Genomic DNA, 23,569 nt, shown 5'->3' on the forward strand with positions numbered 1-23,569 from the left:
CGCCGCAAGGGCCCTCCCGGACCGGTGCGGACGTCGTCGTCCGCACCGGCCGGAAGGGCCCTCACCGGGACCGGCTCAGACCCCCTGTGCCTGCGGCAGCGGGGCGAACCGGCTGAGTCCGTTGGCGACCAGCCGGTCGAAGAAGGACTCGTCGAGCGCCACCGGCTCCGGGAACGAGCGGCGCAGGGTGTCGTAGGTGTGGTCGCTGTGGACCGGCGGCGGCGGGTACGCCGGCTCCAGCCCCAGCATCCGGCGGCCGATCGCCCCCAGGTGGATCAGCGGGGCGACCTCCGGGTCCTCGCGGCGCTGCGCCGCGAGCTCCCACCACGTGTCGCGCGGAACCTCCTCCAGCCGGTACCCGGCCCGGCGCAGCGCCTCGATGCCGTGCATCAGCGACACCGGCCGGGGCCTGACCAGGTGGTAGGCCTCGTCCCCGCGCGCGTCGACGGAGAGCCGGGTGATGTGGCGCGCGACGAGGTCGACCGCCTCCCCGGGCACCGCCTCCGCGTCGTCCGGCGCGCAGCCGATCGCGACGGCGGCGCGCAGCACCGGCATCAGCAGGTCCGAGGTGGAGGTGTCGCCGGTCACCGAGTGTCCGGTGACCAGCCCGGGGCGGTAGATCGTGCCGACGACCCCGTTGTCGGCGGCACGGCGCACCGCGCGTTCGGCGGCGACCTTGGAGCGCGGGTAGCCGAGCTCCCCCGCGGTGTCCATGGACGGCCGGGTGGACTCGTCCACCACGTCGATCCCGGCGCGGATCGCGTCGAGGAAGACCGCGAGCGTCGAGACGTAGTGGAACCGGACCGCGGTGCCCCGGCGTTCGCCGACGGCCGTGGCCAGCTCCAGCAGCTCCCGCGTGCCGCCGACGTTGGCGGGCGCGAGCTGCTGGTACGGCGCGGTGAGGTGGACCGAGGCGGCGCAGTGGAACACCTCGGTGACCTCGTCGGTCAGCCGGCTCCAGGCCTGCGGAGCCAGGCCCAGCCGGGGGGCCTCCAGGTTGGCCGGCACGGCGACCAGCCGGGCCGGGTCGTCGGTGCCGACCTCGGCCATCCGGGCCCGCAGCCGCCGGTCGGCGGCCGCGGGGTCCTTGGCCCGGACCAGGCAGTGGATGACGGAGTGGGGCAGGTCGAGCAGGGCTGCGGCCAGGTGGCCGCCGAGTGATCCGGTCGCACCGGACAGGACGATCGCGGTCATGCTTCCCCCAGGGGTTGCGCCGACGGGGACGGCGGCTCAGCTGCCGGCCGGCGTGTTGCCGATGAGGTCCGCCAGGTGCTGGGCCAGCGCCTGGGCCGAGTTGTTCTCGGCCACCGCCTTGGGGGCGATGCGGATGCCGAGGTTGGTCTCGATCCGGGTGCGCAGCTCCAGGTTGCCGAGCGAGTCCAGGCCGTAGTCGTTGAACGGCCGGCTCGGGTCGACGGAGCCCCGGACGATCGCCGCGGCCTCGCCCGCGACGAAGCGGCGCAGCCAGCCGAGCCGCTCCTCCGCCGGGAGCGCCTCGAACTCCAGCCGCAGCTCCGAGGACTGCGCCTGGTCGCCGCGGTTGTCCTGGAACGCCTCGGCGAACGGGCTGCGCTTGGCGAGCGCGGTCAGCCACGGCGCCCGGGCGAGCGGGAGGTAGCCGGTGTGGACCCGGGTGTGGCGCAGGAGGGCGTCGAAGGCGTAGGTGCCCTCCTCCGGGGTGATCATGGTGGTGTCCCCGGCCTCCGCGAGGACGGCGCCCTGGCCGATCTCGCCCCAGGCGCCCCAGGCGATCGTGGTCGCCGGCAGGCCCTTGGCGTGCCGCCAGGCCGCGAAGCCGTCGAGCCAGCTGTTGGCGGCGGCGTAGGCGCCCTGGCCGGGCGAGCCCAGCAGTGCGGCGGCCGACGAGAAGGTGCAGAACCAGTCCAGGTCGTCCTCGGCGGTGGCCTGGTGGAGGTACCAGGCGCCGTAGGTCTTCGGCGCCCAGTCCCGGTCGAGCAGTTCGGGCGTGATGCTCGGGACGGTCGCGTCCTCGACCACGGCCGCGGCGTGCAGGACGCCGCGCACCGCCAGCCCGGTGGCCCGGGCCGCGGCCGCCAGCCGTTCGGCGGTCCCGGGGTCCGCGATGTCCCCGCGCTCGATGTGCACCTCGGTGCCGGCGTCGCGCATCGCCTGGATCTCGCGGAGCACCGACTCGCCGGGCGCGGACCGGGCGTTGAGCACCAGCCGGCCGGCGCCGGCCGCGGCGAGGTGGCGGGCCAGGCGCAGGCCGAGGCCGCCCAGGCCGCCGGTGATGATGTACGCGCTGTCGGCACGGAACACCGGGACCCGCTCCGGCGGGAGCACCGCCGCCGTGCCCGGCTCCACCGCCGTGGTGAGCACGAGCTTGCCCATGTGCTGGGCGGAGGCCATCTGACGGATCGCGGTCGCCGCGTCGGCCAGCGGGAACGCGGTCGCCATCGGCGGCGCCAGCTCCCCGGCCGCCATCCGCTCGGAGACCTCCCGCAGCAGACGGCCGAGCCGGGCCGGGTCGGCGACGGCCATCAGTTCGAGGTCGACGCTGAAGAAGGCCAGGTTGCGGCGGAAGGGCGCCAGGCCCAGCTTGCCGTCGCGGTAGATGTCCCGCTTGCCGATCTCGACGAAGCGGCCGCCGAAGGCGAGCAGGTCGAGGCTGGCGCGCTGCGCGGCCCCGGTCAGCGAGTTGAGCACCACGTCGACGCCGGCGCCGCCGGTGTCCTCGCGGATCTGCTCGGCGAACTCCAGGCTGCGGGAGTCGTAGACGTGCTGGACGCCCTGGGCGCGCAGCCACTCCCGGCGCTCCTCGCTGCCGGCCGTCGCGTAGATCTCCGCCCCGACGTGGCGGGCGACCGCCATGGCCGCCTGCCCCGTGCCGCCGGTGGCCGAGTGGATCAGCACCCGCTCGCCGGCGCGCAGCCGGGCCAGGTCCATCAGCCCGTACCAGACGGTGGCGTAGACGGCGGGGACGGCCGCGCCCTCCTCGACGCTCAGGCCGGCCGGCAGCGGTGCCGCCAGCGCCGCGTCGAGGGTGGCGTGGGTGCCCCAGGCGCCCTCGGTGGCGGCGCCGGTCATCACCCGGTCGCCGGCCCGGAACTCGGTGACGCCCTCGCCGACCCGCACGACGGTGCCCGCGCAGTCGACGCCGAGCGCCGGCGTCACCCCCTCGAAGGCGAAGTAGTTGCCGTGGGCGAACAGGACGTCGTGGAAGTTGACGCTCGCGGCGCCGATCTCGATCTCGATCTGGCCCGCGCCGGGGGCGCGGCGGCCGACCAGCGTCAGTTCCAGCGTGTCCAGGTCGCCGGGCCGGCGGATCTCCATCCGCACGCCGTCGTCCTCGCGGCCGACCGCGGCCGACCGGCGCTCGTCGGCGGCGAGCGGCGTGTGCTGGAGCCGCGCGGTGTACCAGCGGCCGGCGCGCCAGGCGGTCTCGTCCTCGGCCGTGTCCGAGGTGAGCTCCGCCGCCAGGCTCTTCGCCACCGAGCCCCGGTCGGGATCGGCGTCGACGTCGATCTGGGTGACCCGCAGGTCGGCGAACTCGGCGCCGATGACCCGGAACAGGCCGCGGATCGCGGCGTGTTCGAGGTTGACCTGGTCGCCCGGCAGCACCGGCTGCGCGCCCTGGGTGATGCCGTAGAGCCGGGGCGGGGCGCCGTCGCCGGCGGCCAGCTCCTGCGCCACCTCGACGACCGAGCCGATCAGCTCGCGGCCGCGGGCGATGGCGTCCGCACCGGCGAGCCCGGTGGGCGGCGGGCAGAGCAGGACGACGCCGTGCCAGGTCGTGTCGGACACCGTCGGCCGGGTGCCGGCGGCCGGCCACGGCCGGACCACGCACGTGCCGCCCTGGTCCCGCAGCGCCTCCGCGAGCTCCTCGGGCGCGCTCCCGGCCGGGGCCAGGATCAGCCACGGCGCGGTGGCGGCCTTCGCCGGGGCGTCCGACAGCTCCGCCTGCTGCCAGCCGATGGTGAGCAGGCGCTCGTTGAGCAGCTGGCCGGCGTTCTCCTCGTCCCCGGCGCTGGTGCCCATGACCAGGCCGTCGACGCTCAGCAGCACCGAGCCGTACTTGTCGGTCAGCTGGAGGTCGGCGATCACCCGGTTGCTGTCGCTGGAGCGCAGCCGGACGAAGCAGTACCCGGCGGTGCCGGCCGGCGACCAGACCTGGAGCCGCTGCACCTCCAGCGGGAGCAGCAGGCCGCCCCCGCCCTCGCCGGAGACGGCGGGCAGCGCGGCGACGCACTGGAAGCAGGCGTCCAGCAGGGCCGGGTGGACGAGGAAGCCGTCCTGCGAGCTGCGCAGCTGGGACGGGAGCGCGACCTCGGCGAGGACCGTCTGGTCGCCGTCCGGCGTCGCGCGCCGGTGGGCGGTGACGGCGCCCTGGAAGGCGGGGCCGTACTGGATGCCGCGCTCGGTCAGGGTGCTGCGCAGCTCGTCGCCGGAGACCTGCTCGGTGTGTTCCTCCAGCAGCAGGTCGATGTCCAGCGGGACGGGCTCGACCCGGTCCGCCGGCGCGCTGTGCAGGGTGGCCGAGGCGAGGCGGGAGCGCTCGTCGTTCTCGGTGATGGACGCCTCCCACTGCGCCCGCCCCGGGATCTCCACGGCCGCGGTCGTGGTGACCTCGGTGTGGCCGCTGAGCAGCAGCATGCGCTCGAAGCCGAGGCCGTGGACCTCCGCGCCGGGCCCGAAGGCCTCGGCGGCGGCGCTGAGCGCGGACTCGCAGTGCCCCGCGCCCGGGTAGGCGGCGACGTCCCGGACCCGGTGGTCGGTCATCCAGGGCAGCACGGCGGTGCCGACGTCGGACTGCCAGGCGTGGCGCTCCTCGTCCTCGTCGAGGCGGACGTGCACACCCAGCAGCGGGTGGATCTTGACGGTGTGGGCGGGCCGCGACTGGCCGGTCCGCACCAGCAGGTGCTGGCGGGTCCAGGTCGGCAGCGGGGCGTCGACCAGCCCGCCGTCCGGGTGGAGGGTGGCGAAGTCGACGCCGCCGCCGGCCGCGTGCACCTCGACGAGGGCGTTGAGCAGGCCGTTCGGGGTCTCCTGGCCGCGGCGCATGCTCGCGATGGCGGCGGCCGGCAGGCTGGCGGAGCGGGCGCACTGGTCCACCGCGCGGGTCAGCAGCGGGTGCGGGGAGAGCTCCAGGAACACGCGGTGGCCGTCGTCGAGCGCGGCGGTCACCGCGCTGCCGAAGCGCACGGCGCGGCGCAGGTTGTTGACCCAGTACTCGGCGTCGAAGGACGGCCGGGCCCGCGGGTCGTCCAGGGCGGTCCCGTAGAACGGCACCGTCCCGGTGGCCGGGTCGAGGTCGGCGAGCACCTCGGCGAGCTCGTCCAGGATCGGGTCCACCTGCGGGGAATGCGAGGCGACGTCGACGGCCACCTCGCGGGCGAGCACGCCGCGGCGCTCGTACTCCGCGACCAGGCCGCGCACCCGCTCGGTGGCGCCGCCGATGACGGTGGACTCCGGCGAGGCGATGACGGAGACGACGACGTCGTCGAACGCGGCGAGTTCCTTCTCCAGGGTGGCGGCGGGCAGCTCGATGGAGGCCATCGCGCCCGCGCCGGCGAGCCTGGCGCACAGCTTGGAGCGGCGGCAGATCACCTTGACGCCGTCGTCCAGCGAGAGCGCTCCGGCGACGACGGCGGCCGCGACCTCGCCGAGCGAGTGCCCGATGACCGCGCCGGGGCGCACCCCGGCCGCCCGCCAGGCCGCGGCGAGGGCGACCTGCATGGCGAACAGGGTCGGCTGCACGCGGTCGATGCCGGTGACCGTCTCGGGCCGGGTCATCGCCTCGGTCACCGAGAAGCCGGACTCCCGCTGGACGAGCGGCTCGACCTCGGCCACCATCGCGGCGAACTGCGGCTCGGTCTCCAGGAGCTGGGCGCCCATGCCGGCCCACTGGGAGCCCTGGCCGGAGAAGAGCCAGACGGGGCCGCGCGAGTCGTCGCCGACCACCGGCGCCGGGGGGCGCTCGGCGACCTGCTCGCCGATGCCGCGCAAGCCGGCGAGCAGCTCGGCGCGGTCGGTGGCGATCACGGCGGTCCGCACGCCGCGGTGCTCGCGGCTGCGGGCGAGGGTGCGGCCGAGGTCGGCCAGCGCCGTGTCCTCGTGGGCGTCCAGCCAGTCCGCGATGCGCTCCGCGGTCGGCGCGAGCTCCTCGGCGGAGGTGGCCGAGAGCGGGAACAGCCGCCGCTGCGGGCCGTCCTCCGGCTCGGGGGCCGGCGCCTCGGCGACGGCCGGCGCCTCTTCGAGGATCACGTGGGCGTTGGTGCCCGACATGCCGAAGGAGGAGACCGCCGCGCGGCGCGGGCCCTGCCCGACCGGCCAGGACTGCATCCCGGCCGGCACGAACAGCTGGGTGTCGAGCGGGCTGATCTCCTTGTTGAGCTCCTTCAGGTGCAGCGTCCCCGGCACCACGCCGTGCTGCAGCGCGAGGACCGCGGTGATCAGGCCCGCCGCGCCCGCCGCGGACTCGGTGTGGCCGATGTTGGACTTCACCGAGCTGACGGCGCACGCGTCGTCGCCGCGGCCGTACACCTCGGCGAGGGCCCGGAACTCGATCGGGTCGCCGACCGGGGTGCCGGTGCCGTGGGCCTGGATGAGGCCGACGCTCTCGGCCGCGACGCCCGCGTCGGCGAGGGCCGCCCGGTGGACGGCCACCTGGGCGGACTCCGAGGGCATGGTGACCGTCTCGGTGCGGCCGTCCTGGTTGGAGGCGACGCCCTTGATGATCGCGAGGATGCGGTCGCCGTCGGCCACCGCGTCGCTGGCGCGCTTGAGCAGCACGATGCCGCAGCCCTCGGAGCGGACGAAGCCGTCCGCGCCCTGGTCGAACGGCCGGCAGCGGCCGGTGGGCGAGAGCATGCCGAGACCGGACGCGGACGTCGCCGCCTCCGGGACGAGCATGAGCATGCAGCCGCCGGCGAGCGCCATGTCGCTCTCGCCGCTGCGGATGCTCTGGACCGCGAGGTGCACCGACATCAGGCCCGAGGAGCAGGCGGTGTCGATGCTCAGGGCCGGACCGGCGAGGTCCAGCGCGAACGCGATCCGGCCGGAGCCCATGCTCAGGGCGGGGCCGGTGAACCCGTACGGGTGGACCTGCTCCTGCTCCTGGGGCCCGTGGCTGGCCAGCGCGTAGTCGATGTGGGCCATGCCGACGAAGACGCCGGTGCGCGTGCCCGCCAGCGCGGACGGCTGAATGCCGGCGTGCTCGACGGCCTCCCAGGCGGTCTCCAGCAGCACCCGGTGCTGCGGGTCGGTCGCCAGCGCCTCACGCTCACTGAGCTTGAAGAACTTCGCGTCGAATCCGGCGATGTCGGTGAGGAAGCCTCCCCACCGGGACACCGAGCGGCCTGGCACGCCCTGCTCGGGGTCGTAGTACTCCTCGGCGTCCCACCGGTCGGCCGGGATCTCGGTGATCGCGTCGCCTCCGCGCTCGATCAGGTCCCACAATGCCTCCGGCGAATCCACTCCGCCCGGAAATCGGCACCCGATGCCGATGACCGCTATGTCCCTCGGGTCCGACACGACGACTCCTTCTCAGAATTCATCTGTGGTCTGTACGTTGGGGTGATGCAGAAATGCCACAGCGATGGAGAGTTCCGGCTCGGAACGGACCCATACCGGCACCCGCGCGCCGCGGTAGGACGCTTCCAGTGCGTCGCCGGATCGGCTGAGCCCGACATGCCAGAACAACAGGTCGTTTTGGGTCTCCGGGCCGTGGAGCGCTTTGAAAGCGGCTTCCTTGGCGGCGAAGAGCTCACGTGAGGTGAATCCCGCCCGCGGCGCGAGCAGAGCGTGCCGCTCGGATTCGCGCAGCACGAAACGGGTGACGCGGGGGCCGATGACCGCGTCCTCGATGTCGACGCCGACCGCCGCGGCGGCGGGGGCGACCACCGCGACGGCCAGCCGGCCGGTGTGCGAGATCGAGCCGGCGAATCCGCGCGGGAAGCGCGGCCGTCCGTCGGGATCCCGCGGCACCACCCGGTCGGCGGCGCCGGCCGCGGCCAGCGCCGCCGAGGCGGCACGACGGCCGGCCGCGAACTCCTCGGCCGGCCCGTACGGCGGCCGCACCGGGCTCCAGGCGGCGCGGAGGTCTGGGGGCACTCCGGCCGGGAGCTCCAACGCGGCCACCGTCGGTCTCAGACCCGCAGCGCCAGCACGTGGTCGGCGAGCGAGTCGATGGAACGCAGGACCTCCGGGCGGACGTCGTCGTCCCACTCGAAGCCGAAGTCGTCCTCCATCGCCACCAGCAGGCTGACCAGGGCGTTCGAGGAGACCCCCGCCTGTCGCAGCGATGCGGAGTCGGGGACGGCCGCCAGGAAGCCCGCGTCGGTGAACAGCCCGACGAGCAGCTCCCTGATGCGCAGCCGCACCTCGGCCGCCTGCTCAGGCATCCGTGTCCACTCCCTGGATGAAGGCGTGGACCAGGTCCTGGAACGTCTCGGCGTCGTCCACGTACGGCACGTGGCCGGCGGTGGGCATGACCTCGGCGCGGCCGTTCGGGAACTGCTCGGCCAGCTGGCGGGCACCGGTGGGGCTGAGCAGGAAGTCGTCGTCGCCGACGACGACCAGCGCGGGCGCCTCGATGCCGGCGAGCAGCTCCGGCTTGTGGTCGTCCTTCATGGAGCGGCGCAGGCCGTTGCCGAGGTCCTCGACGGTGGAGAGCGCCGAGAAGGCCTCGCGGAAGCCGAGGAAGCCCGGGGAGCCGAGGAACTCGTTCATCTCGGCGCTGAAGACCTCCGGGTAGAGGTGCTCGTAGAGCGCGGCGATGCCGTGGGTCTCCAGGGTGCGCAGCCACGCCCGCTGGATCTGGCGCTGGCGCCGCATGCCCTTGGGGCCGAAGACCGGGCCCGCGAGCACGATGCCCTTGATCCGGTCCGGGTGCTTGATCGCCATGTCGCGCGCCAGGATGGTGGAGGTGGACACGCCGACGAGGTACGTCGACTCGATCTCCAGCGCGTCCAGCAGCCCGATCAGGTCGGCCATGTGCTCGTCCCAGGTGGGCTCCTCGGCGACGTGCGAGGACGCGCCGTGGTTGCACAGGTCGTAGCTGACGAGGCGGTAGTCCTTCTCCAGCTGCTCGGTGAAGACCCGCCACGAGGGGCTGGTCAGGAAGAAGGCGTTGAGCAGCGTGATCGGGGTGCCCTCACCACGGGACTCGTAGTAGATCTCCACCCCTTCCCGCGTCCGGACCCGAGGAACGTCCTCGCGGTACGTGAGGTCCAGGCGGGACAGGTTCTCGTACCCTGGCATGGTTCTATCCTTTCCCTGCTTCGAGGGCCCCGGGGCCCGGGAGCGTGCGAGCGAATCCGGCGACGATGTCGGCGGCCGGAACCTCCTGTGCGATGTCGCCGCAGGAGAGACCGCAGTACATCGCCATCTCCTCGATGCGGCCGCTGGTGGCGACGGTCGGCACCGCGGCGCTGAACCGCGGCACCACGTAGGGCTTGCCCTCCACCACGGTGCGGCCGATGAAGTTCTTGGGCTGGTCCGGGTCGCGGGTGACGTCCGTCGCGAGGACGCGGTGCCGCCGGCCCGGCCACCCGATCTCGTACACGTCGGTGATGACCGTGTCGTCCTCGACGGCGTCGCAGACCGCCGACTTGAAGTACGGGTGGGCCATCGACTCGCGGGCGACCACGAAGGCGGTGCCGAGCAGCACGCCGTCGGCGCCGGCGGCGACCGCCTCGGCCGCCGCCCGCGGGGAGCCGATCCCGCCCGCCGCGACCAGGCAGGCGTCGGGCAGCAGCGTCCGCAGCTCGCCGACCAGGGCGTCCCGGTGGGCCGTGCCGAGGAGGTGACCGCCGGCCTGGGTGCCCTGCACCACGACGACCGCGTCGTGCCCGGCCGCGCGCAGCCCCTCCTCGACCGTCCCGACCTGGACGACGAGCCGGCGCCCCGCGTCGGTGATCCGCTTCAGCACGGCGTCCTCGGCCGGGCCGAAGAGCGAGAGGTACACGTGCGGCGGCGTCTCGTCGAGCACCTGCTCGACCTGCTCGACGAGCGTCCGCGGCCCGACGACCTCCTCGATCAGGTTCACCCCGACCGGCAGGCCGGTCCCCGCGACCAGCCGCCCGAGCATCGCCGACAGCGCGTCGCCGACCAGCTTGTAGCCGCCCGCGCAGCCCGCCGCGCCGGCCTCGGACACCGCGCAGGCCAGGTCCGGGCCCGCGACGCCGCCCATCCCCGACTGCAGCAGGCTCACCCGGATCCCGAGCTTCTCGGCCAACGTGACGCGCATCAGCCCAGGCTCTCCACGGCGGCCAGCGCGGCGGCGGTGTCGCCGAAGCGCTGGGTCAGGGTGTGCACCCAGCGCTCCAGCCCGAAGGCCAGGCAGCTGGTGTGCGCCGTGTCGTCGCCGGCCTGGATGGAGCACCGCTCGCCGAAGAAGTTGCGGTGGTAGTTGATCGAGCCGATCGCGAGGCCGTTGACGACGAACTCCTCCTTGACCGGGAAGAGCCGCTGCATCTTGGCCTTGCCGCTGTTCTTGTCGAAGAACGGGTCGGTGGCCACCTCGACCCGGACGTCCAGGCCGAGCCGGTCCAGCAGCGCCAGCACGGTCTCCTTGGCCCGGCGCAGGTGCTCCTTGGCGCCGTCCTCCGGGCCGATGAAGACGATCTCGCGCATGGAGAAGCCGAGCAGCCGCTGCAGGCCGTCGTAGTGGTCCTCGTTGCGGAAGCAGGTGGCGACGGTGGTGCGCAGCACCCCGGCGTCGGGCAGCGTGCGGCCGGCCAGGTCCAGGTAGATGGCGTAGCAGGCCGCGGACGGCAGCGCGAACGCGGTCGGCTCCATGATCCCGGGCGGGACGCGGTCGAGCGGCCGCTCGGCCTCGGCCAGCAGCTTGCCGAGGCGCGCCGGGTCGAGCCGGGTGGCGGCCAGGCCCAGGTGCGGGAAGTTGTCGAAGTAGTCGAAGCGGTCCAGGTCCTGGGCGCGGATCAGGAACGGGAACCGGAACTCCGGTGCCTGCCAGCCGTCGGCCAGGCGCAGGAACGCCGCGTCCAGCGCCCTCAGCAGGCGCAGCTGGCCCGCGTCGAGAACGCCCAGGCCGTTGTCGGATACCGTGGTCATCAGGCCGCCTTCCGGCTGAAGAAACGCGCTTCGATCGCGTCGAGGGTGCGGAAGTCGTCCAGGTCGACGTCCTCGGGGTCGATCTGCTCGCCGGTCAGCTCCTCCAGCAGGAAGATGAACTCGACGAAGGCGAGCGAGTTGATCGCCCGGCTGTCGATCAGGTCCAGGTCGCCGTCGAGCTTTTCGAGCCCGGGGTTGCGGACCAGAATGAACTCGTGCACGCCCTTCATGGCTTCGGCACTCACTCGACCGGCTCCTTGAGGCTCACGCCCGACTTCGCCAGGAACTTGCGGGTCCGCTTGAGAATCCGCTCGTGCGCTTCCTGGCGGGCGGGGTGCTCCAGGGCGCGGCGACGCAGCGCCAGCGCGTCCGGGATTCCGGCGTCGCGGTAGGCGGCGGGGTTGTAGAGGGTGGCGATGCTGTACTGGAGGTAGCCCTCCAGGTACTCGGCGATCAGCGGGACCTCGTCGGGGTTGTTCCGCTTCACCTGCTCCAGCAGGTTGGTGAACATCATCCGGCCGAAGGCGACGTGACGGCTCTCGTCCTGGTGGTGGACCCGGTTCACCTCGCGGGCGATGTGGGGCAGCGTCATGTCGGTCGCCATGTGGGCGTTGAAGTGGTCGACGATCTCCTCGAAGATCAGGACCCGGGCGAACACGACCAGTTCACGGGCGAGCGGCGAGAGGTGGTCCACCGAGTCGGCCTGCAGCTTCGGCTGCGCCGGGTACAGCTTGCCGCCGTAGCGCAGGCAGAACTGGGCGAAGAACCACATGTGCTCGTTCTCTTCGCCGATGAAGTGGTGGAGGAACTCGGAGACGCCGGCGTAGGTGCGCTCGTGGATGCGCATCACCACCTCGCTCAGCAGCTCCCGGATGCCGTGGATGTTGAGGCTGAAGAAGTTGACGGCCTCGAACCTGGTGAGCGCGAGCTGCTGTTCGCGGGTCAGCTCGTCCCACATCTCCGTGCCGGCGAGCGTGGTCAGGCTCTCGCTCATCCACGGCATGTCGGACTCGATCGCGTCGGGCCACTCGAAGATCGTGTAGGGGTTGTAGTAGCCGGACTCGGCCATCTGCTCCAGCCGGTCCAGGTCCAGTACGACCGGCTCGATTTCACGTATCGCCATGTGCAATCGTCTCCTCAACGCACCGATCGGATGTCCGCGCGCACGTGGAGCGGCGTCCGCGAGCCGCACTCGTGATGGCCCAGGGGGGCGTTGCCCTGCGCCGTGGACGGAATGACTTTGTTGTAGATCGACCCGAGGCACAGCTCCCGGAACTCGCCGGTGTTCCCCGGGAGCCGGGCGGCCAGCTGCGACTTCGCGATGTCGATGGTCTTGACCTTGCCGTCGTCGTCCTCCAGCTCGACGCTGGCGTGCGGCAGGTCGAGGGCGCCGCCGAGCACCCCGCAGAACCAGCCCCGCCGGGCCTCGGCCCGGTAGCCGGCCTCCCGGAACCGCTCGGCCAGCAGCAGGCTGGCCGCGATGCAGCTGGTCGCGCCCAGCTGGTGCACCAGCCGGTAGTCGGCCTGCATCGGCACCGGGATCATCTGCCAGCGGTAGCCGGCCGCCAGGTAGTCGGCGGTCAGCTCCCGCAGGACCGGGGAGACCACCGGGGTGTGGGCACCCGTGGTGGTCACCGTGGCCGTCCAGGTGGCCGCCCCCGCCCCGGGCTCCGGCCGCGTCACGTCGGCGACGACGCCGCCGAAGCGCGCGATGTCCGGCTCCTCCAGGCGCCAGGGCGCCTCGCCCTCGCAGTCCGGGCACTCCAGCCGGACCTGGAAGTCCCAGGTCTTGTCGCGCAGCAGGGCGTCCACGGGCCGGCCCGCGAAGCGGAACAGCATCCGGAACGCGAGCTCCGGCTGCGTCTGCGAGGTGTCGGAGTACATGCCGAGGTTGTAGAGGTCGTTCGGGTCGAAGCAGCGGACGCCGTCCCGCTCCTCGAAGGGGAGGCCCGCGGCGACGAGCCGGTCGATCTCCGCAGGCCCGCAGCGCAGCATCTCCTGCGCCACCGATTCCGGCTGAATCCGCTCGGAATATTCTGCGGGAATGAATTCGATGGAGTTCGCGACCCTTTCCCAGGGTACTTCCACCACTACAGGCTGGCCCGGCACAGTCCATCTCCCCAAGGCAGGTTCGACGCTCGGATCCTCAATGACTCTTCCGACGATACAGCGCGCGGATAATTCCCGAAAGATTCATCCCGCACATTGACCCGTGCATTCTTCACAATGAAAAAGGAAATGGCAGAACGCCCCACCGGGACAGGGTCCCGCCGAGGCGATCAGCATTTTTCGGAACGTCGGATTCAGTTCGCCGACCGTCGGACGATCGTGCAGGAGAAGGTGAATCCACCGCCGCCCTGGACGAGCATGCCGACCTCGCCGGGCTCCAGCGCCTCCGCGATCTCCGCCAGGTCCGCCAGGTACTCCGCCGGGCCCAGGCAGCCGGTGTCGTGCTCCAGGTACTCCGGCCGGCGGCCGAGGAGCAGGTCGATGCCGGGCTTGAACACGTTCTCGCGCATGTGCCTGGTGAGCCGCGGGATCGTGACGCAGCGGATGTCCTCCGGCGTGACGCCGGCCTTGGCCATCGCCCGCTGCGCGGCGCCGAACAGCTTCTCGACCCCGCTCTTGCCGAGCTGCGCCGCCTGGCCCGAGGCCCGGAAGACGTTGTTGGGACGCACCAGGTCCACCGGGGCGCCGTGGTGGAGCGGGGCGGGGCCGAACGCGTCGTCGCCGCGCATCTGGATCTCGAACGCCGGGTCGGCGCCCATCTCCAGCGCCAGCAGGTCCAGCAGGTCGTTGCCCCCGCCGCTGCGCCCGAGCACCACCGCGACGCCCGAGTCCCCGTAGACGGCCTCGTCGTCGCTGCGCCAGCGGTCGAAGCCGGGCCCGCAGAACCGGTCCGCGGCCGTGACGAGGGCCGCGTCCGAGTCCGGCGTGGCGCTCAGCAGCACGGCCGCGAGGTGCAGCGCCAGCGCGGCGCCGTTGCAGGTCTGCTGCACGTTGATCGGCAGGCCGGCGACGGCCCCCGACTCCTGCGCGATGTAGTGGGCCGGCGACCAGACGTCGAAGCCCTGGTGGTAGAGGTTCGAGTGCAGCAGGTGGCCGATGGCGCCGGCCTCCACCCCGCTGCCCGCGATCGCCTCGCGCGCGGCCAGCACGGCCATCTCCGGCGCCGCCAGCTCGTTCGAGACGGCCAGTTCGGTCACACCGATGCGCTCGATGTCCTCCGGGCCGAACCCCTCGGGCACGGTCTCCTTGTCGGCCGGGTACCAGGCCACCGCCGCCTTGATGCTCAGCCCATTGCCCTGTTCAGCCATCGGCTTTTCGCCCTCTTCTCCCACTTGAACGCCCTGATGAAATACCCCGCGGCGACGATCCGCCGCGACTATCTCTTGCTACCCGGCCGCCGATGCCCGATCAACCCCTAACACACCCTTAGCCGTCCAGGTGAGAGCCGCACGTAGGGGTAACGGTGGGGTATCAGGGGGCAGGCCCGCGCAGTACGTTCGACGGGGAATCCGCGCGAGCGTGAACCATTCCCTCCGGGTGCGCCAATTGGGCCGGACAATTCACAGGGGAGCCGCACGACCGATGGCTGATGAAGAGAAGCTGCGTCAGTACCTGAAGAAGGCCACCGGTGAACTCCAGCGCGCCACCCGGAGACTGCGCGAGGCCGAACTCAGGGAGAACGAACCGATCGCGGTCGTCGGCATGGGCTGCCGCCTTCCCCCCGGTCTGCGCTCCCCGGAGGAGCTGTGGCGGTTCGTGGCCGGAGAGGGCGACGGCATTTCGCCGTTCCCGCAGGACCGGGGCTGGGGCGCCGTCGGCCTGTCCGGTCCGGACGCCGGTGCGGCGCCGGCCGCGCACCAGGGCGGGTTCGTCGCGGGCGCCGACCTCTTCGACGCCGGGTTCTTCGGCCTCGGCGAGCACGAGGCGCTGGCGATGGACCCGCAGCAGCGGCTGCTCCTGGAGACCGCGTGGGACGCGGTGGAGCACGCCGGGCTGGATCCGGCCGCCCTGCGCGGCACGCAGACCGGCGTCTACGCCGGCGTCTCCTACTCCCACTACGGTGCCGGCGCGCAGGCCGCCCTCCCGGCGGACGTCGCGGGCCAGCTGGTCGTCGGCGGCGCCCCGAGCACGACCTCCGGCCGGGTCGCCTACCACCTGGGACTGCACGGGCCGGCCATCAGCGTCGACACGGCGTGCTCGTCCTCGCTGGTCGCCGTCCACCTGGCCTGCCAGGCCCTGCGGCGCGGCGACTGCGAGCTCGCGCTGGCCGGCGGCGTCACGATCATGGCCACCCCGGACGTCGTCGTGGAGTTCGCCCGCCGCGGCGCGCTCGCCGGGGACGGACGGTGCAAGCCCTTCGCGGCCGCCGCGGACGGCATGGGCTTCGGCGAGGGCGCCGGACTGCTGGTGCTGGAGCGCCTGTCGGTGGCGCAGCGCGAGGGCCACGAGGTGCTCGCGGTGATCCGCGGGTCCGCGGTCAACCAGGACGGCGCGACCAACGGCCTGACCTCGCCGAGCCGTTCGGCGCAGGAGGCGGTCATCCGCCGGGCGCTGGAGACCTCCGGACTCACCCCCGACCAGGTGGACGCGGTGGAGGGGCACGGGACCGGCACGGCGCTGGGCGACTCGATCGAGGCCGAGGCCGTCATCGCCACCTACGGCGAGTCCAGGACGGCCGACCGGCCGCTGCGGCTGGGGTCGGTCAAGTCGAACATCGGCCACACCCAGTGCGCGTCCGGGGTGGCGGGCGTGATCACGACGGTGATGTCCATCCGCGCGGGAGTGCACGCGCGGACGCTGCACGTCGACCGGCCGTCCACCCATGTCGACTGGTCCGCCGGCACGGTCGTGCTGGCGAGCGAGGCGGCGCCGTGGCCGGACCGGGGCCGCCCCCGGCGGGCGGGCGTCTCCTCGTTCGGCATCAGCGGCACCAACGCCCACCTGATCGTCGAGCAGGCCCCGGCGGCGGAGGAGCCCGCCGCGGCGCCCGGCGGCGCGGCGGACCTCGCCACGCCCTGGGTGCTGTCGGCGAGGACCGAACCGGCGCTGCGCGCCATGGCCGCGGAGCTCTCCGCCGTCGTGTCCGCCCGGCCGGACCCCTCCGCCGCGGACATCGGGACCTCGCTCGCCCGGACCCGGGCCGGCCTCCGGCACCGCGCGGTCTGCGTGGGCACCTCCCGCGACGGCCTGCTCGCCGCGCTCGCGGCGCTGGCCCGCGGCGAGCAGGCACCCGGCCTGGTCACCGGCACGGCCGCGACCGCGACGCCGGCGGTGCTCTTCACCGGCGGCGAGCCGGGCTCCGGCGACCAGGCCCGGGCGCTGGCCGGGCGCTTCCCCGTCTTCGCCGAGGCGTACGAGGACCTGCGCACCCGGCTGGAGGCCTCGCTCGGCGGGCCGCTGACGGCCCACCGGGGCGCCGCGGCGTTCGCGCTCCAGCTCGCGCTCCACCGGCTGCTGTGCTCGTTCGGGCCGGCGCCGCAGATCGTCGCCGGCGCGGGGATCGGCGAGATCGCCGCGGCCTGCGCCGCCGGCGTGCTGTCGACGGAGGACGCCGCCGCGCTCGCGGCCGCGGCCTCCCGGGCGGCGGAGGGTGCGGACGGCGCCGCGGACGGACTGCGGGCCGTCGCCGACCGGATCGGCTACGCGGCCCCGGACCTCACCGTCGTCTCCCCCGCCGCGCCGGACGACCCGGGCCACTGGGCGAAGGGCGACTTCCTGCACGCCGCGGCCGTGGACCTGCCGGCCCTGGCGCGGGAGCGCGGCGCGACGGTCTGCCTGGTGCTCGACCCGGGCGCCCTCACCACCCCCGAGGCGGTGCTGGACCTGCTCGCCGGGGCCTGGACGGCCGGGGCGGCGGTCTCGTGGCAGACCGCCTTCACCGCGACCGGCGCCCGGCGGACCGGTCTGCCCGGCTACCCGTTCCGGCGCAGCCGGTACTGGATCGACCCGCAGAGCGCCCAGGACCCCGCGCTCCCGGCGGCCCCCGGGCCGCGGGACGCCGAACCGCAGGAGACCCTCCGGTGGGACGCCGACGCGCTGTCGCGGCTCGCCGTCGAGGAGCCGCGGACGGCCGGGCAGGCACTCACCGACCTCCTGTTCGACCGGGTGTCCGCGATGACCGGGCCGGCCGCGGCCGGCCGGGACGAGCTGCGCGCCCGGTTCCCCGACTCCCGGCTGGGAGAACTCGGCCTGGACTCACTGCGTGCGATGCGGCTCAGGGACCAGTTCCGCACGGAACTCCTCGTGGACGTCCCGCCGCAGCGCCTGCTCGGTGACACCACCGTCGCGGACATCGTCGACCTGGTCTGCCGCTCGCTCGCGGCCCAGCGTCTCGTCGTGTCCGGCGACGAGGCGCCCGAGGCCGCCGGCGACGTCGAAGAACTCATCCTCTAACGCCAGGAAGGCAGGCATGTGAGCACGGACCTCTTCGCCGAGTTGTACCGCCGCGGCATCAGGATGCGAGTGGTCTACGGCCAACTCCACCTGACGGCCCCACCCGGCGCGCTGACCTCCGAACTGCGCGAGGAGATCAAGCTCCGCCGGGACGAACTCATCGAGATCATCACGCGTTCCCAGAGCCGGGACGAGCCCGCGCGGATCGAACCGCAGCCGGCGCAGCGGCACGAGCCCTTCCCGCTGACGGACATCCAGCAGGCGTACTGGGTCGGCCGGACGCCGTCGGTGGAGCTCGGCGGCAACTCCACGCACTGCTACCTGGAGTTCGACGCCGCCGACCTCGACGTGCCGAGGCTGAGCCGCAGCCTCGACCAGCTGGTGCGGCGCCACGACATGCTCCGGGCGGTCATCCAGCCCGACGGCCGTCAGCGCGTCCTGCCCGAGGTCCCGCCGTACGACATCGCCGTCACGGACCTGTCCGGCCTCGACGGGGCGGCGCAGGAGGCGGGGATCGAGCGGATCCGGGAGCGGCTGGCGCACCAGGTGCTGCCCGCCGACCGCTGGCCGCTGTTCGAGGTCCACGCGACCCGGCTGGACGAGCGGCGCTGGCGGCTGCACCTGAGCCTGGACATGCTGGTCATCGACGGGTACAGCTTCGGCATCTTCCAGCGCGACTGGTTCCGGCTCTACAGCCGGCCGGACTCCCCGCCCGACCCCATCGAGGTCACCTTCCGCGACTTCGTGCTCGCCGAGCAGCGCCAGCAGGGCGAGGCCCGCTTCGAGGCCGACAAGCAGTACTGGCTGGACCGGCTCGACCAGCTGCCGCCCGCCCCGGAACTGCCGCTGGCCGTCCAGCCCGGGCAGCTCTCCCGCCCGCGGTTCGCCCGGCACCACGCCCGGCTGTCGCGCGAGCAGTGGTCCGCCGTCAAGGAGACCGCCCGCCGCCGGGGGCTCACCCCGTCCGCGGTGCTGGTCACCGTCTACGCCGACGTGCTGCGGCGCTGGTCCAAGCGGCCCGAACTCACCCTGAACCTGACGCTGTTCAACCGGCCGCCGCTGCACCCGCAGCTCGGCGAGGTGATCGGCGACTTCACCTCGCTGGTGCTGCTGGAGACCCGGGCCGACGCGGGCGACTCCTTCACCGCGCGGGCCAAGCAGCTGCACCACCAGCTGCTGGACGACCTCGGGCACTCCGCCTACTCGGGCATCCGCGTCCTGCGGGAGCGGGCCCGGCGGCTCGGCGGCCGGCCGGGGGCCGCGATGCCGGTGGTGTTCACCAGCATGATCGGCTTCGACTCCGCGGACGGGCCCGCCGGGACCGCCCAGGTGTTCGGCGACGTCGTGTACGGCGTCAGCCAGACGCCGCAGGTCTGGCTGGACTACCAGGTGCTGGAGGACCGCGGCGAGCTGCTGGTCAACTGGGACTTCGTCGAGGGGCTGTTCCCCGACGGCATGGTGGACGAGATGTTCCGGGCCCACCACGCGGTCCTGGAGCGGCTCGGCGACGAGGCCGCCTGGGACGAGCGGGAGCTCGTCCTGCTGCCGCGGGCCCAGGCCGAGGAACGCCGCCTGGCCAACGCCACCGCCGCGCCCATCCCCGACCGCACGCTCTGCGGCCTGGTCGAGGAGCAGGCGGCGCGCACGCCGGACGCGGTCGCGGTGATCGCGGCCGACGGCGAGCACACCTACGGCGAACTGCTCGACGACACCCATCGGCTGGCCCACGCGCTGCAGTCGCTCGGCGCGACGCCGAACACCCTGGTCGCGGTCATCGCCGAGAAGGGGTACGCGCAGGTCGCGGCGGCCCTCGGTGTCACCCGGTCCGGGGCCGCCTACCTGCCGGTCCAGCCGGGCTGGCCGGCCGCCCGGCGCGAGCAGCTGATCCAGCAGGGCCGGGTCGAGGTGGTGGTCACCACCCCGAAGCTGCGGGAGGAGCTCTGCTGGCCCGAGGGCGTGCGGCTGGTGACCCTGGACGACGAGGAGGTGCGCTCCGCACCGGCCACCGCGCCGGCCACCGGTCCCGCCCCGGACGACCTGGCGTACGTGATCTTCACCTCCGGCTCGACCGGCACGCCCAAGGGCGTCATGATCGACCACCGGGCCGCGGCGAACACCGTCCAGGACCTCAACGACCGCTACCGGGTCACGGCGCAGGACCGCGTGCTGGCGCTGTCCGCGCTGAGCTTCGACCTCTCGGTGTACGACGTCTTCGGCCTGCTGGCGGCGGGCGGCGCGGTCGTCCTGCCGGAGCCGGGCCGCTCCCAGGAGCCGCAGCACTGGTCGGAGCTGGTGGAGCGGCACGGGGTGACGCTGTGGAACAGCGTGCCGGCGCTGATGCAGGTGTGGATCGAGGCGCACGACCCGGCCGCCGCCCCGCCCGGCGACCGGCTGCGGCTGGTCATGCTGAGCGGCGACTGGATCCCGGTGGCCCTGCCGGACCGCATCCGCGGGTTCTACCCGCAGGCCGTGGTGATGAGCCAGGGCGGCGCCACCGAGGCGTCCATCTGGTCGATCGCGTACCCGATCGGCGCGGTGCCCCCGGAGTGGTCTCGGATCCCGTACGGCAAGCCGCTCGCCAACCAGACCATGCACGTCCTCGACCAGTGGCTGGAGCCCTGTCCGGTCTGGGCGACGGGTGAGATCCACATCGGCGGGGTGGGCGTGGCCCGCGGCTACTGGGCCGACCCCGAGCGGACGGCCGAGCGCTTCGTCACGCACCCGCGCACCGGGGAGCGGCTCTACCGCACCGGCGACCTCGGCCGCTACCTCCCGGGCGGGGACATCGACTTCCTGGGGCGCGAGGACTCGCAGATCAAGCTCAACGGCTACCGCATCGAGCTCGGCGAGATCACCGCCCCGCTGCGGCAGTACCCGGGCGTCCAGGACGCGCTGGTCGCCGTGGACACCAACCCCCGCACGGGCAGCCGGCAGCTGGTCGCCTACCTGGTGCCCGAGCAGGGGGAGGCCACCGCGGGACGGACCCACCCCGAGGCCGCCGCGCTGCGCGCCGCGCTGGAGGAGGTCCTCCCCGAGTACATGGTGCCGCGCCACTACCTGCTCATCCCGAAGCTGCCGCTGAGCGCCAACGGCAAGGTCGACGTGTCGGCCCTGCCCGCCCCGCGCGAGCAGCAGGCCGGCACCGGGCCGGCCGCCCCGCAGGACGACCTGGAGCGCACCCTGCTGCGGATCTGGCAGGAGGCCCTGGAGCGTGACGACTTCGGGACCGGGGACAACTTCTTCGAGCTCGGCGGGGACTCCCTGCACGCGATCGGCGTCCTGGAGCGGATCGGCCGGGAGTTCGGCATGACCGAGGGCCAGGAGGACGGCCTGCGCAAGCTCTTCGACAACCCCACGGTCGCCCGGCTGGCGGCCGCGATGCGCGCCGGCGTCTGAGCGGAGCGCCGCGAGAGCCCCGCCCGGTTCCGGGCGGGGCTCTCGCACGGGCTCTCGCATCGGGTCCGGCACGGGCTCCCGCGTCGGGGCCGCGCGCCGGCGGGGCCGGGCGGCGTCAGCCCTGCTTGCTGTAGAGGCGCAGGGTGACCGGGGCGCAGACGAGGACGATCAGGGCGGTCGCGGCGAGGGACCAGAGGACCGCGCCGCCGGCGTCACCGGTGTCGTTCATCAGGTCCCGGGCGGCGGTCGCGAGGTGGCTGAGCGGGTTGACGTCGACGAAGGCCTGGAGCCAGCCCGGCATGGTGGTGGGCGTGACGAAGATGTTGCTGGCGAAGGAGAGCGGCATCAGCACGGCGTTGGCGATGCTGAGGACGACGGCCGGGTCGCGGACGACCAGGGCGAGCATGGACCACACCAGGGACAGCGCGACCCCGAAGGCGATGACCAGGCAGACCGCGGCGAGCACGCCCACCACGCCGCCGTCGGGCCGGTAGCCCATGAGCAGGCCGAGGCCCACCACGATGGTGGAGGCGAAGAGGTAGCGCCCGGCGTCGCTGAGCAGTCCGCCGAAGACGAAGGCGCCGCGCCAGACCGGCAGGCCGCGGAAGCGGTCGAAGGCCCCGGTCTGCATGTCCTGGGCCAGCCGGGCCCCGCCGTACATGGTGACGATGGAGATGCTCATGCCCAGCACGCCGGGCAGCAGCGCCTTCAGGTACTCGCTGGTCGAGCCGCTGATCGCACCGCCGAAGAGGTAGGTGAACAGGACGGTCAGCAGGATCGGGATCGCGGTCGCGTCCACCAGCTGCTTGGGATCGTGCTTGATCTTGAGCAGGGCGCGCCGGCCGAAGGCGGCCGAGGCCGTCAGCGCCCCGGCGTGGTGGCGTTCGCGGCCCTCGGCGAGCAGGACGTCGATCGGGTCGGCCTCCGCCGTGGCGGGGCGGACGGGGACGGCAGGGGCACTCATGGGCCCGGCTCCTCACGGTCGTCGGCGCCCTGGCCGGCCCGGTGGCCGGTCAGGGTGAGGAAGGCCTCGTCCAGGCTGGGCTGGCCGAGGGAGAAGTCCGCGACGCCCACGCCCGCGTCGGCGAGCCGGGTCATGGCGTGCCCGACCAGCCGGGCCACGTCCGTGGCGTGCGGGCGGTCGGCGAGCAGCACGGACAGGCTGAGCGGGTCGGCGGCGAGCTGGACGGCGCCCTCGACGGTCGCGGCCAGGATCTGCAGCGCCTGCGGACGCTGTTCGCCGTCGAGCAGTCGCAGGTGCACGGTTCCGGAGCCGACCTGGGCCTTCAGCTGGGCGCTGGTGCCCTCGGCGACGATCCGGCCGTGGTCGATGACCGCGATCTGCTCGGCGAGCTGGTCGGCCTCCTCCAGGTACTGGGTGGTGAGCAGCACGGTGGTGCCGGCCGCGGCGACCCGGCGGACCAGCTCCCAGACCTGGTTGCGGCTGCGCGGGTCGAGGCCGGTGGTGGGCTCGTCGAGGAACAGCAGGTCGGGGGTGATGATCAGGCTGGCGCCGATGTCGAGCCGGCGCCGCATGCCGCCCGAGTAGCCGCCCACCGCGCGGCCGGCCGCCTCGGTCAGGTCGAACGCGGAGAGCAGGGCGTCGGCGCGCCGGCGCGTGGCGGCCCGGGACAGGCCGTGCAGCCTGCCGAGGATCAGCAGGTTCTCGTAGCCGGTCAGGTCCTCGTCGAGGGAGGCGTACTGCCCGGTCAACGCCACCCTGGAGCGGATCGCGTCCGCCTCGGTCCGCACGTCGTGGCCGAGGACGCGGGCCGTGCCGCCGTCCAGCCCGGTCAAGGTGGCCAGGATCCGGATCGTGGTGGTCTTGCCCGCCCCGTTGGGGCCGAGGAACCCGAAGACCTGACCGCGCGGGATCGTGAGGTCGATCCCGTCCAGTGCCCGGTTGCCCTTGTAGACCTTGACCAGACCGTGTGCCTCGACCGCCGGATGATCTCCACCCAAGCTTTTCTTTGACATGACGTAAGACTTGGACATCTCTTACGTCTTGTCAAGTCTTCGGTGGAACGCTTACCGTCGATCCATGGACGACCCGCACCAGACCGCCCCCCGACGCCGCCTCCGGGCCGATGCCAGGCGCAGCATCGCCGCCATCCTCGACGCGGCCGGAGTGCTGCTCGCCGAACGGCGCGACGCGAGCATGGAGGACATCGCCGCCAAGGCCGGCGTCACCCGGCAGACCGTCTATGCCCACTTCGCCTCGCGCGACGCCCTGGTGTCCGCCCTCGCCGAGGCCGCATCGTCCGAGTACCTCGCCGCGCTCGACGAGGCGGACCTCGACGCCGGCCCGCCCGCCGAGGCCCTGGCCCGCTTCCTCGGCGCCGGCTGGCAGTTCCTGCTGCGCCATCCCCTGCTGCTCGACCCCACCGTCCCCGGGGCCCCGCGGCCGGGCCAGAACGCCCTCTCCGAGGTCGTGCCGCCCCGGCTGGAGCGCCTCGTCCACCGGGGCCAGCAGGAGGGCGTCTTCGACCGCTCCCACCCCGCCGGCTGGCTCGCCGCCGCCGTCATCGGCCTCCAGCACACCGCCGCCGCGGAGGCCGCCGCCCACCGCCTCACCACCTCCGCGGCGGAGGCGCTGTGCCTGGAGAGCGCCCAGCGCCTCTGCGGCGGGAGCGGAGCGCTCTAGGGCTGGGGTCTGTCTCTTGGATCCTTGCCGGGTCCGCGACGTCCGGGACGCGGCTCGAACCCCCCGTCGGCCGGACGGCGGGGGGTTCGA

Annotated in this window: 16 protein-coding genes; 3 read left to right on the forward strand and 13 right to left on the reverse strand. The window is 73.6% G+C overall.

Translation table 11 applies throughout. The features are described 5' to 3' along the window. Positions 1-75: 75 nt before the first annotated feature. The 11 genes from ACFXAM_RS05965 to ACFXAM_RS06015 form a co-directional block, all read right to left on the reverse strand. On the reverse strand, positions 76-1,194 hold the full coding sequence (locus ACFXAM_RS05965) for a thioester reductase domain-containing protein (RefSeq protein WP_380287822.1): 1,119 nt from the start codon (positions 1,192-1,194) through the stop codon (positions 76-78). A gap of 36 nt (positions 1,195-1,230) precedes the next feature. Beyond that, a complete protein-coding gene (locus ACFXAM_RS05970; protein ID WP_380287824.1) occupies positions 1,231-7,494 on the reverse strand; it encodes an SDR family NAD(P)-dependent oxidoreductase in 6,264 nt (2,087 codons plus the stop codon). A gap of 12 nt (positions 7,495-7,506) precedes the next feature. Continuing rightward, on the reverse strand, positions 7,507-8,040 hold the full coding sequence (locus ACFXAM_RS05975) for a 4'-phosphopantetheinyl transferase superfamily protein (protein ID WP_380287826.1): 534 nt from the start codon (positions 8,038-8,040) through the stop codon (positions 7,507-7,509). A gap of 68 nt (positions 8,041-8,108) precedes the next feature. Then, a complete protein-coding gene (locus tag ACFXAM_RS05980; protein WP_380287828.1) occupies positions 8,109-8,363 on the reverse strand; it encodes a hypothetical protein in 255 nt (84 codons plus the stop codon). After that, positions 8,356-9,222, reverse strand: coding sequence for an alpha/beta fold hydrolase (locus ACFXAM_RS05985; protein WP_380287830.1), 867 nt, complete (start codon positions 9,220-9,222; stop codon positions 8,356-8,358). Before ACFXAM_RS05985 ends, ACFXAM_RS05980 begins: the two co-directional genes overlap by 8 nt. A gap of 4 nt (positions 9,223-9,226) precedes the next feature. Further along, positions 9,227-10,210, reverse strand: a complete 984-nt coding sequence (locus ACFXAM_RS05990) for an NAD(P)H-dependent flavin oxidoreductase (protein WP_380287832.1) — start codon at positions 10,208-10,210, stop codon at positions 9,227-9,229. Further along, positions 10,210-11,037, reverse strand: a complete 828-nt coding sequence (locus ACFXAM_RS05995; RefSeq protein WP_380287834.1) for a hypothetical protein — start codon at positions 11,035-11,037, stop codon at positions 10,210-10,212. Before ACFXAM_RS05995 ends, ACFXAM_RS05990 begins: the two co-directional genes overlap by 1 nt. Then, the gene (locus ACFXAM_RS06000; RefSeq protein ID WP_380287836.1) at positions 11,037-11,282 is read right to left on the reverse strand and encodes an acyl carrier protein; all 246 of its coding nucleotides are present in this window, start codon (positions 11,280-11,282) and stop codon (positions 11,037-11,039) included. Before ACFXAM_RS06000 ends, ACFXAM_RS05995 begins: the two co-directional genes overlap by 1 nt. Next, on the reverse strand, positions 11,279-12,160 hold the full coding sequence (locus ACFXAM_RS06005; protein WP_380287838.1) for a diiron oxygenase: 882 nt from the start codon (positions 12,158-12,160) through the stop codon (positions 11,279-11,281). Before ACFXAM_RS06005 ends, ACFXAM_RS06000 begins: the two co-directional genes overlap by 4 nt. 14 nt (positions 12,161-12,174) lie before the next feature. After that, complete coding sequence (locus tag ACFXAM_RS06010; RefSeq protein WP_380287840.1) at positions 12,175-13,044, reverse strand: hypothetical protein; 870 nt, start codon at positions 13,042-13,044, stop codon at positions 12,175-12,177. Positions 13,045-13,340: 296 nt separating this feature from the next. Next, complete coding sequence (locus tag ACFXAM_RS06015; RefSeq protein ID WP_380287842.1) at positions 13,341-14,354, reverse strand: hypothetical protein; 1,014 nt, start codon at positions 14,352-14,354, stop codon at positions 13,341-13,343. A 274-nt stretch (positions 14,355-14,628) separates the two neighbouring features. Between ACFXAM_RS06015 and ACFXAM_RS06020 the strand changes: the two genes are divergently transcribed. Together ACFXAM_RS06020 and ACFXAM_RS06025 are read left to right on the forward strand one after the other, a co-directional pair. Next, positions 14,629-17,439, forward strand: coding sequence for a type I polyketide synthase (locus ACFXAM_RS06020; RefSeq protein ID WP_380287844.1), 2,811 nt, complete (start codon positions 14,629-14,631; stop codon positions 17,437-17,439). A gap of 18 nt (positions 17,440-17,457) precedes the next feature. Continuing rightward, the gene (locus ACFXAM_RS06025) at positions 17,458-20,835 is read left to right on the forward strand and encodes an amino acid adenylation domain-containing protein (RefSeq protein WP_380287846.1); all 3,378 of its coding nucleotides are present in this window, start codon (positions 17,458-17,460) and stop codon (positions 20,833-20,835) included. Positions 20,836-20,950: 115 nt separating this feature from the next. On the opposite strand, the gene ACFXAM_RS06030 is transcribed toward ACFXAM_RS06025, so the two are convergent. Both ACFXAM_RS06030 and ACFXAM_RS06035 read right to left on the reverse strand, forming a co-directional pair. Beyond that, positions 20,951-21,799, reverse strand: coding sequence for an ABC transporter permease (locus ACFXAM_RS06030; RefSeq protein WP_380287848.1), 849 nt, complete (start codon positions 21,797-21,799; stop codon positions 20,951-20,953). Further along, complete coding sequence (locus ACFXAM_RS06035; protein WP_380287850.1) at positions 21,796-22,812, reverse strand: ATP-binding cassette domain-containing protein; 1,017 nt, start codon at positions 22,810-22,812, stop codon at positions 21,796-21,798. Before ACFXAM_RS06035 ends, ACFXAM_RS06030 begins: the two co-directional genes overlap by 4 nt. 64 nt (positions 22,813-22,876) lie before the next feature. On the opposite strand from ACFXAM_RS06035, the gene ACFXAM_RS06040 reads away from it, so the two are divergent. Continuing rightward, positions 22,877-23,479 (forward strand): TetR/AcrR family transcriptional regulator, encoded by a 603-nt coding sequence (locus tag ACFXAM_RS06040; RefSeq protein ID WP_380287852.1) that lies wholly within the window; start codon positions 22,877-22,879, stop codon positions 23,477-23,479. The last annotated feature ends 90 nt before the right edge of the window (positions 23,480-23,569 follow it).

It is taken from the genome of Kitasatospora sp. NPDC059462 (genome assembly GCF_042749955.1).
Classification (GTDB): domain Bacteria; phylum Actinomycetota; class Actinomycetes; order Streptomycetales; family Streptomycetaceae; genus Kitasatospora.

Coding starts and splice junctions, on each gene's coding strand:
- ACFXAM_RS05985 (WP_380287830.1), bottom strand. CDS start 9,222: ATGCCAGGGTACGAGAACCTGTCCCGCCTGGACCTCACGTACCGCGAG.
- ACFXAM_RS05995 (WP_380287834.1), bottom strand. CDS start 11,037: ATGACCACGGTATCCGACAACGGCCTGGGCGTTCTCGACGCGGGCCAG.
- ACFXAM_RS06005 (WP_380287838.1), bottom strand. CDS start 12,160: ATGGCGATACGTGAAATCGAGCCGGTCGTACTGGACCTGGACCGGCTG.
- ACFXAM_RS06020 (WP_380287844.1), top strand. CDS start 14,629: ATGGCTGATGAAGAGAAGCTGCGTCAGTACCTGAAGAAGGCCACCGGT.
- ACFXAM_RS06030 (WP_380287848.1), bottom strand. CDS start 21,799: ATGAGTGCCCCTGCCGTCCCCGTCCGCCCCGCCACGGCGGAGGCCGAC.
- ACFXAM_RS06035 (WP_380287850.1), bottom strand. CDS start 22,812: ATGTCAAAGAAAAGCTTGGGTGGAGATCATCCGGCGGTCGAGGCACAC.
- ACFXAM_RS06015 (WP_380287842.1), bottom strand. CDS start 14,354: ATGGCTGAACAGGGCAATGGGCTGAGCATCAAGGCGGCGGTGGCCTGG.
- ACFXAM_RS05990 (WP_380287832.1), bottom strand. CDS start 10,210: ATGCGCGTCACGTTGGCCGAGAAGCTCGGGATCCGGGTGAGCCTGCTG.
- ACFXAM_RS06040 (WP_380287852.1), top strand. CDS start 22,877: ATGGACGACCCGCACCAGACCGCCCCCCGACGCCGCCTCCGGGCCGAT.
- ACFXAM_RS05965 (WP_380287822.1), bottom strand. CDS start 1,194: ATGACCGCGATCGTCCTGTCCGGTGCGACCGGATCACTCGGCGGCCAC.
- ACFXAM_RS05980 (WP_380287828.1), bottom strand. CDS start 8,363: ATGCCTGAGCAGGCGGCCGAGGTGCGGCTGCGCATCAGGGAGCTGCTC.